The sequence below is a fragment of the Hymenobacter defluvii genome (assembly GCF_017589435.1).
GTDB lineage: Bacteria > Bacteroidota > Bacteroidia > Cytophagales > Hymenobacteraceae > Hymenobacter > Hymenobacter profundi.
Genome location: NZ_JAGETX010000041.1, coordinates 1 through 7,074, shown reverse-complemented (window position 1 = coordinate 7,074; position 7,074 = coordinate 1). Strand labels below are relative to the sequence as shown.

The following is a 7,074-nucleotide window of genomic DNA, read 5'->3' as shown; positions in this document are numbered from 1 at the left end:
CTTCTTTTGGCGAAGCCAAGAAAATATTGTGCGAATATCCCAAGGCGAGTTCTAGCGTATTACCAGCAACAGTGGCTTTGTAACCAACACCTACCAGTTCTAGCTTCTCTTCAAACCCGTTGCTAACACCTTGGATAGCGTTGTTAATGAGTGAGCGATACAAACCGTGCAACGCTTTGTGACGCTTCTGCTCGGTGGGACGCTCTACGACCAATTGGCCATCAACAGTAGAAACCGTAATATCTTGATCAACCGGTGTTACCAGTGTGCCTTTTGGGCCTTTCACGGTTACCTGGTTTTCGTTGTTTACATCAACCTGAACACCAGTGGGCAGGCTAATAGGCAGTTTACCAATACGTGACATAGTCTCGGCTCCTTTCGGTTAGTAAACGTAGCACAGCACCTCGCCGCCCACATTCTCGTTCTTAGCTTCTTTTTCTGTCATTACACCTTTCGAGGTCGACAGAATAGCAATACCCAAACCGCTCAACACACGAGGCAAATTCTCTACGTGTGCATAAGTCCTTAGACCTGGCGTGCTTACGCGCTGCAACTTAGTAATTGCAGGTTGCTTGGTAGTTGGGTTATATTTCAGAGCGATTTTAATCGTACCCTGCACCGACGAATCATCAAAACGGTAGCTCTGAATATACCCTTTATGGTAGAGTACCTTCGTAATCTCCTTTTTGATGTTGCTGGCCGGAATCTCTACTACCCGGTGGTTTGCCTTAATGGCATTGCGCAACCGGGTCAGGTAGTCGGCAATTGGATCTGTATTCATTTGACTATTAGAGCGAGTCCCTGTTTTTTAGAGAGCCGCAAAGATAAGAAAATTTCACCATTGCTCAAGGCAACTTTGAAATTTTCAAGTTAAGACTGCTTGGCTCGGCTGTCTGGGCTCGGCCAAAGGTTTCTTAGGCAAAGAAGGCTGGATAGCTATAAAACTACCCAGCCTTTCTATTTACCAGCTCGATTTGGTTACGCCGGGGATTTTACCAGCGAGAGCCATTTCGCGGAAGCGAACACGACTGATGCCAAATTTCCGCATGTAGCCACGCGGACGGCCGTCAATCATATCCCGGTTATGTAAACGAACAGGAGAAGCATCACGGGGAAGCTTATCTAGCCCTTCGTAATCGCCAGCAGCTTTAAGGGCAGCACGTTTCTCAGCGTAGCGAGCAACAGTGGCGATGCGCTTACGCGCTCTTGCTTTTGCGGATTCTTTAGCCATTAGCTTTGTTTCTTGGCGTTTGTAAACGGCATACCGAAAGCTTTGAGCAGCTCATAGCTCTGCTCATCATTTTCAGCTGTCGTTACGAAGGTGATATCCATACCTGAAATCGATTTGATCTTATCAATAGAGATTTCAGGAAAAATGATTTGCTCCTTTATGCCCAAGGTATAATTACCGCGGCCATCGAAGCCTTTGTCATTAATACCTTTGAAGTCACGTACGCGGGGTAGTGCAACAGTCAACAGACGGTCCAGGAATTCATACATCCGCTCACCACGCAGGGTTACGCGAGCACCAATAGGCATTCCCTCGCGGAGTTTAAAGTTAGAAACTGAACGCTTCGCGATAGTAGGTACTGCTTTCTGACCAGCAATAGTCGTCAGCTCTTCCACACCGTTATCTACTAGCTTCTTGTCAGCTACTGCTGCGCCAATACCGCGGTTAATGCAGATTTTAGTGATACGTGGCACCTGCATAATGCTCTTGAATTGGAATTTCTCCTGGAGCGCGGGTACTACTTCTGCTTGATATTTTTCTTTGAGTCGAGCCATTGTCGTAAAGCCAAATTAGGCGTTTGTCGTTGCAATTGGCTGCACGTTGCTCACGTGAATCGGTGCCTCAATTTTGGTAATACCCCCTTGAGGATTTTTGCACTAGGCTTATTATGCTTAGTTACCAAATTTAGGCCTTCAACGATTACACGTTGCGTAGAACGGTTCACCGATTTAATCACACCGGTTTTGCCGCGCTCATCACCAGCAATCACCTTGACGGTATCACCGGTTTTAACGTGCAGTTTAACAGGCTTTGCTTTCGTTTTCGTTGCCATTGCTTAGAGAACTTCAGGAGCCAGTGAAACAATCTTCATAAACTGCTTCTCACGCAGTTCGCGGGCCACGGGGCCGAAGATGCGGGTGCCACGAGGCTCATTATTATTATTGAGCAATACAGCAGCATTGTCATCAAAGCGAATATACGAACCGTCCTTGCGACGTATCTCTTTCTTTGTGCGTACCACTACTGCCTTGGATACAGTGCCTTTTTTTGCGTTGCCAGAAGGAATAGCTGACTTAATAGCTACTACGATCTTGTCGCCAACGCTAGCATATTTTTTACCCGTACCACCTAAGACACGGATGCAGAGCACTTCTTTAGCGCCGCTATTATCGGCGACGGTCAGACGGGATTCTTGCTGGATCATCTTACTTAGCGCGCTCTAGAATTTCTACCAATCTCCAACGCTTGTTCTTGCTAAGCGGACGGGTCGACATAATGCGAACCGTGTCCCCTTCACCACATTCGTTGTTTTCATCGTGTGCCATGAACTTAGTGGTCTTGGACACAAACTTACCATAGATCGGGTGCTTCTGTTTAATTTCCACAACTACCGTAATGGACTTGTCCATCTTGGAGCTGGAAACGCGCCCGATGATTTCCTTGCGCATATTGCGCTCAGGTGCGCCGTCTACCGGCTGCTGTGCTGCGTTGCTTTCCATCGTTTATTTAGCAGTTTGGTTAGCCTGCTCGTTCTCGCGACGGGTCAGCTCCGTCAGCAGACGGGCTACGTTTTTGCGGCTGTGCTTCAGGCGAACCGGGTTTTCCAAAGGAGAGATAGCATGCGCAAAGCGCAATGACTGCCCGTTGGTCTGTTCGGTTTTGATTTGCTCTTTCAGCTCTTCCAGCGAAAGGGCGCGGATATCTGCGTTCTTCATCTTGTCTTAGCTTTCTACGTAGTCGCGACGAACAACAAACTTAGTCTTAACCGGCAGCTTCTGCGCGGCCAGACGCAGCGACTCCTGCGCTACTTCTAGTGACACCCCGTCCGATTCGAACATGATGGTGCCGGGTTTAACTACAGCTACCCAATATTCAGGTGAGCCTTTACCCTTACCCATACGTACCTCAGCAGGCTTCTTCGTAATAGGCTTATCAGGGAAAATACGAATCCAAACCTGACCTTCACGCTTCATTGCGCGGGTCATAGCAATACGAGCAGCCTCAATCTGGCGTGCCGTAATCCAAGCCTGTTCTAAAGACTTGATAGCGAATGAACCGAAATCGATAGTGCTGCCGCGATGGGCGAGGCCGTGGATGCGACCTTTCTGCATCTTCCGATACTTAGTTCTTTTCGGCTGTAACATGAGTTATACGAAAAAAAGATTCGAGATGAGAAAAAGGGTCTAGCGACGAGGGCCGCCACCCTGACCACCACGGTTTCCACCGGCCTGGCCTCCACGACGGTTACCGCCTTGGCCACCACGGTTTTCACCGCCACGGTCATTACGGTCGCCACGTTCACGACGTGGGCCACGGTCACCACGGTCACCACGTGGACCACGGTCGTTGCGGCTTTCACCATTACCAGGGTTAGTTGGCTGTTGGTTAGGTGACAAATCGGGCTTGCCGAAAACTTCGCCACGCATGATCCACACTTTGATGCCAATCTTACCGTAAACCGTTTGAGCTTCTGACAAAGCGTAATCGATGTCTGCACGCAAAGTGTGCAAAGGCGTACGACCTTCTTTGTACTGCTCAGAGCGAGCAATTTCAGCGCCACCTAAACGACCACCACATTGAATTTTGATGCCTTCAGCACCAACCCGCATAGCGGCTTGGATAGACATCTTCATGGCGCGACGGAAAGAGATACGAGCCTGCAATTGCTGTGCAATGCTTTCTCCTACCAATTTCGCATCAAGCTCAGGACGCTTAATTTCGAAGATGTTGATTTGAACGTCTTTGCTGGTGATTTGCTTCAGCTCGTCCTTGATCTTATCAACCTCTTGACCACCTTTACCAATTACAACACCCGGACGAGCCGTATTAATTGTAATAGTAATACGCTTCAGCGTACGCTCGATTACGATGCGGGAAATACCGCCTTTCGGGATACGAGCAAGAATATATTTACGGATTTTCTCGTCCTCAACCAGCTTGTCGGCAAAATCTTTACCGCCGTACCAGTTCGAGTCCCATCCTTTGATGACTCCCAGACGGAAGCCGGTTGGATTTACTTTCTGTCCCATAGTGCTTATGCGGTAGCCTCAGCTTGATTTGCGGTCGATTTCTTAGACGAACGACGGGTAGCTTTTACGTCACCCGCATTACCAGTCGTTTCAGCAGCCTGCTTAGCGGCAGCTTTACTGCCTAAAGGCTCAACTTTCGTATCAATAATCAACGTTACGTGGTTGCTACGCTTACGAATACGGTGACCGCGACCTTGAGGGGCAGGACGTAGACGCTTCAACTGGCGACCTTCATCAACGAAGATTGTCTTGATATAAAGATTAGCATCTTCAATACGCTCGTCTTCGTTCTTTTGCTGCCAGTTAGCTAGAGCTGACAAGAGCAATTTTTCGATTTTTGCGGCGCCCGAATTAGCTTCAAACTTCAGCAGGCCTAAGGCACGAGTCACTTTCTGACCACGAACCATGTCGGCTACCAAGCGCATTTTGCGCGGCGAGGTAGGCACATTACGGAGTTTAGCTACTGCTTCCATTTTAGCGCTTGCCTTTATCTTTCTTGGCTACGTGGCCACGGAAGTTACGCGTAGGCGCAAACTCACCGAGCTTATGACCGACCATGTTTTCGGTGACGTATACCGGAATAAATTTATTGCCGTTGTGTACGGCGAATGTGTGGCGAACGAAATCCGGAGAAATCATAGAGCGGCGTGACCAAGTCTTCACCACTGATTTCTTACCGGCTTCATCCATTGCCGTTACTTTCTTCTCGAGCCGAAAGTCAATGTACGGCCCTTTTTTTAGCGAACGTGCCATTGGTTATTTCTTGCCTTTACGGTTAACGATGAGCTGCTCGGAGTACTTGTTCTTGTTACGGGTCTTCTGTCCTTTTGAGAAGATACCGTTACGGCTGCGTGGGTGACCACCCGACGACTTGCCTTCACCACCACCCATTGGGTGATCGACAGGGTTCATAGCTACACCACGAACGCGGGGACGACGGCCTAACCAACGGTTACGACCAGCCTTGCCAAGACGCACATTCATGTGGTCGCCATTTGAAACAGTGCCTACTGTAGCCATGCAGGTAACCAGTACCATGCGCATTTCACCAGAGGGCAATTTCAAAGTAGCATATTTGTCTTCGCGAGCTACCAGCTGCGCGTAAGTACCTGCTGAACGAGCCATAGCAGCACCGTTACCAGGCATCAGTTCGATGTTGTGTACAATTGTACCGAGTGGCATTTCACGCAGAGGGAGCGTGTTGCCTACTTCAGGTGCTACACCAGGGCCCGAAACAATCGTAGCACCTACTGTCAAACCGGCGGGCGCGATAATATAGCGCTTTTCACCGTCAGCGTAGTTTACGAGTGCGATACGGGCAGTGCGGTTCGGATCGTACTCAATCGTCTTCACCGTGGCTGGAACACCAGCTTTGTCACGTTTGAAGTCGATAACACGATACTTCGCTTTGTGTCCACCGCCAATATAGCGGTTCGACATCTTACCCGAATTGTTACGGCCACCAGAGTTTTTGAGGGGTGCCAACAGCGACTTCTCCGGCGTCGACGTCGTAATCTCGTCGAATGCCGGGGCGATGCGGAAGCGCTGACCCGGTGATGTTGGTCTTAGTTTTTTGAGTGCCATTACTATAGCTGGTTTGCTCGATCAGAAGGCTTAGATACCGCTGTAGAAGTCGATTACGTCGCCTTCTTTCACCGTTACAATAGCCTTTTTGCCATGAGGACGACGGCCGCTTACGGCACCGCCTTTCGTGAACTTCGATTTTACTTTACCATTCGTGCGGATGGTGCTAATGCCCGTAACCGTCACGCCGTAAAATTGCTCGATGTCCTTCTTGATTTGAACCTTGTTAGCCGTACGGGTCACTTCAAACACGTACTGGCCTTTTTCGTTCAGGCTAGTAGCCTTTTCGGTTACAACCGGTTTTTTCAGCGTGCTCATTATTCAGCAGAGGTGTAAAGTTGTTCTAAAGACTTCAGACCATCTTCTGACAACAGCAGGGTGTCAGTATTCAGTAAGTCGTGTGTATTTAAAGCTACTGGAGTAGCTACGCTTACTTTCTGAAGATTGCGAGCCGACAGAACAACGTTCTTATCAACTTCACCAGTTACTAACAAGGTCTTCTTGCCGTTATCCAGCTTCAGACCAGCCAAGATGTTCGCGAAATCTTTCGTCTTCGGAGCCGACAGCGTGATATTCTCTACAAGAGAAATTTTGCCATCTTTCGCCAGTGAGCTGAGAGCAGACAGACGAGCTAGACGTTTGGTTTTCTTGTTAAGTTTGAAGCCGTAATCGCGTGGCTGTGGACCGAAAACACGGCCACCACCGATGAATACAGGCGACTTCATGCTACCAGCGCGAGCACCGCCCGTACCCTTCTGCTTCTTCAGCTTCTTGGTCGTGCCACTTACTTCGTTGCGCTGCTTCGCTTTATGCGTTCCCTGACGTTGGTTAGCCAAGTACTGCTTCACGTCGAGATACATGACGTGCTCATTCGGCTCAAGACCGAAAATAGCGTCCGACAGGGTCACTTTGCGACCAGTGTCTTCGCCTTTAATGTTATATACTGACAGTTCCATCTCGCGTTATTTTTCCAGGACTACGTAAGAGTTCTTCGCGCCGGGAATCGAGCCGCTCACCACAATCAGGTTTTTGTCGGCCACGATGCGCATCACCTTCAGGTTCTGCACTTTCACACGGTCGTTACCCATACGGCCACCCATGCGCATTCCTTTGAAAACGCGAGAAGGCCAAGAGCAGGCACCGATGGAACCGGGGTGACGGCCGGCAGGCAGGTGGTACAGCCACCGGGCGTATGCGGGCCGTTGCTGGGGTCGGCGGCCAGGTTCCACT

Annotated in this window: 14 protein-coding genes and 2 pseudogenes; all 16 read right to left on the bottom strand. The window is 49.5% G+C overall.

Going from position 1 to position 7,074, the window contains the following annotated elements; genetic code table 11:
• A partial coding sequence (locus J4D97_RS22485; RefSeq protein ID WP_208309545.1) for a 50S ribosomal protein L6 occupies positions 1–364 on the bottom strand: 364 nt, incomplete at its 3' end.
• Positions 365–382: 18 nt separating this feature from the next.
• Positions 383–781: a 30S ribosomal protein S8 gene (gene rpsH, locus J4D97_RS22480; RefSeq protein ID WP_185281352.1), complete on the bottom strand. Its 399-nt coding sequence runs from the start codon at positions 779–781 to the stop codon at positions 383–385.
• A 180-nt stretch (positions 782–961) separates the two neighbouring features.
• A complete protein-coding gene (gene rpsN / locus J4D97_RS22475) occupies positions 962–1,231 on the bottom strand; it encodes a 30S ribosomal protein S14 (RefSeq protein WP_187320299.1) in 270 nt (89 codons plus the stop codon).
• Positions 1,231–1,785: a 50S ribosomal protein L5 gene (gene rplE, locus J4D97_RS22470; RefSeq protein WP_208309544.1), complete on the bottom strand. Its 555-nt coding sequence runs from the start codon at positions 1,783–1,785 to the stop codon at positions 1,231–1,233. The genes rpsN and rplE overlap by 1 nt, the downstream gene beginning before the upstream one ends.
• Before the next feature lie 42 nt (positions 1,786–1,827).
• Positions 1,828–2,063, bottom strand: a pseudogene (gene rplX, locus J4D97_RS22465) (50S ribosomal protein L24); the annotation flags it as partial.
• A 3-nt stretch (positions 2,064–2,066) separates the two neighbouring features.
• Positions 2,067–2,435 carry a 50S ribosomal protein L14 gene (gene rplN / locus J4D97_RS22460; protein WP_185281355.1) on the bottom strand — a complete coding sequence of 123 codons (369 nt, stop codon included), beginning with the start codon at positions 2,433–2,435 and terminating at the stop codon, positions 2,067–2,069.
• 1 nt (position 2,436) lies between these two features.
• Positions 2,437–2,730, bottom strand: a complete 294-nt coding sequence (gene rpsQ, locus J4D97_RS22455) for a 30S ribosomal protein S17 (protein WP_208309543.1) — start codon at positions 2,728–2,730, stop codon at positions 2,437–2,439.
• Between the two features lie 3 nt (positions 2,731–2,733).
• Positions 2,734–2,946, bottom strand: a complete 213-nt coding sequence (gene rpmC / locus J4D97_RS22450; RefSeq protein ID WP_185281357.1) for a 50S ribosomal protein L29 — start codon at positions 2,944–2,946, stop codon at positions 2,734–2,736.
• Positions 2,947–2,952: 6 nt separating this feature from the next.
• Positions 2,953–3,375: a 50S ribosomal protein L16 gene (gene rplP / locus J4D97_RS22445; protein ID WP_185281358.1), complete on the bottom strand. Its 423-nt coding sequence runs from the start codon at positions 3,373–3,375 to the stop codon at positions 2,953–2,955.
• Positions 3,376–3,414: 39 nt separating this feature from the next.
• Positions 3,415–4,260 (bottom strand): 30S ribosomal protein S3, encoded by an 846-nt coding sequence (gene rpsC, locus J4D97_RS22440; RefSeq protein WP_185281359.1) that lies wholly within the window; start codon positions 4,258–4,260, stop codon positions 3,415–3,417.
• A gap of 5 nt (positions 4,261–4,265) precedes the next feature.
• Positions 4,266–4,733, bottom strand: a complete 468-nt coding sequence (gene rplV / locus J4D97_RS22435) for a 50S ribosomal protein L22 (protein WP_208309542.1) — start codon at positions 4,731–4,733, stop codon at positions 4,266–4,268.
• Position 4,734: 1 nt separating this feature from the next.
• Positions 4,735–5,013 (bottom strand): 30S ribosomal protein S19, encoded by a 279-nt coding sequence (rpsS, locus tag J4D97_RS22430; RefSeq protein WP_208309541.1) that lies wholly within the window; start codon positions 5,011–5,013, stop codon positions 4,735–4,737.
• Positions 5,014–5,016: 3 nt separating this feature from the next.
• Positions 5,017–5,844, bottom strand: coding sequence for a 50S ribosomal protein L2 (rplB, locus tag J4D97_RS22425; protein WP_185281362.1), 828 nt, complete (start codon positions 5,842–5,844; stop codon positions 5,017–5,019).
• A gap of 30 nt (positions 5,845–5,874) precedes the next feature.
• Positions 5,875–6,162, bottom strand: coding sequence for a 50S ribosomal protein L23 (gene rplW, locus J4D97_RS22420; protein WP_185281363.1), 288 nt, complete (start codon positions 6,160–6,162; stop codon positions 5,875–5,877).
• A complete protein-coding gene (rplD, locus tag J4D97_RS22415; RefSeq protein WP_185281364.1) occupies positions 6,162–6,800 on the bottom strand; it encodes a 50S ribosomal protein L4 in 639 nt (212 codons plus the stop codon). Before rplD ends, rplW begins: the two co-directional genes overlap by 1 nt.
• Positions 6,801–6,806: 6 nt before the next feature.
• A pseudogene (locus tag J4D97_RS22410) lies at positions 6,807–7,074 on the bottom strand (hypothetical protein); the annotation flags it as partial.

What these genes read in the sequence shown, in the direction of transcription:
- rpsH (WP_185281352.1), bottom strand. Translation starts at nt 781, where the DNA reads ATGAATACAGATCCAATTGCCGACTACCTGACCCGGTTGCGCAATGCC.
- rpsN (WP_187320299.1), bottom strand. Translation starts at nt 1,231, where the DNA reads ATGGCTAAAGAATCCGCAAAAGCAAGAGCGCGTAAGCGCATCGCCACT.
- rplE (WP_208309544.1), bottom strand. Translation starts at nt 1,785, where the DNA reads ATGGCTCGACTCAAAGAAAAATATCAAGCAGAAGTAGTACCCGCGCTC.
- rplN (WP_185281355.1), bottom strand. Translation starts at nt 2,435, where the DNA reads ATGATCCAGCAAGAATCCCGTCTGACCGTCGCCGATAATAGCGGCGCT.
- rpsQ (WP_208309543.1), bottom strand. Translation starts at nt 2,730, where the DNA reads ATGGAAAGCAACGCAGCACAGCAGCCGGTAGACGGCGCACCTGAGCGC.
- rpmC (WP_185281357.1), bottom strand. Translation starts at nt 2,946, where the DNA reads ATGAAGAACGCAGATATCCGCGCCCTTTCGCTGGAAGAGCTGAAAGAG.
- rplP (WP_185281358.1), bottom strand. Translation starts at nt 3,375, where the DNA reads ATGTTACAGCCGAAAAGAACTAAGTATCGGAAGATGCAGAAAGGTCGC.
- rpsC (WP_185281359.1), bottom strand. Translation starts at nt 4,260, where the DNA reads ATGGGACAGAAAGTAAATCCAACCGGCTTCCGTCTGGGAGTCATCAAA.
- rplV (WP_208309542.1), bottom strand. Translation starts at nt 4,733, where the DNA reads ATGGAAGCAGTAGCTAAACTCCGTAATGTGCCTACCTCGCCGCGCAAA.
- rpsS (WP_208309541.1), bottom strand. Translation starts at nt 5,013, where the DNA reads ATGGCACGTTCGCTAAAAAAAGGGCCGTACATTGACTTTCGGCTCGAG.
- rplB (WP_185281362.1), bottom strand. Translation starts at nt 5,844, where the DNA reads ATGGCACTCAAAAAACTAAGACCAACATCACCGGGTCAGCGCTTCCGC.
- rplW (WP_185281363.1), bottom strand. Translation starts at nt 6,162, where the DNA reads ATGAGCACGCTGAAAAAACCGGTTGTAACCGAAAAGGCTACTAGCCTG.
- rplD (WP_185281364.1), bottom strand. Translation starts at nt 6,800, where the DNA reads ATGGAACTGTCAGTATATAACATTAAAGGCGAAGACACTGGTCGCAAA.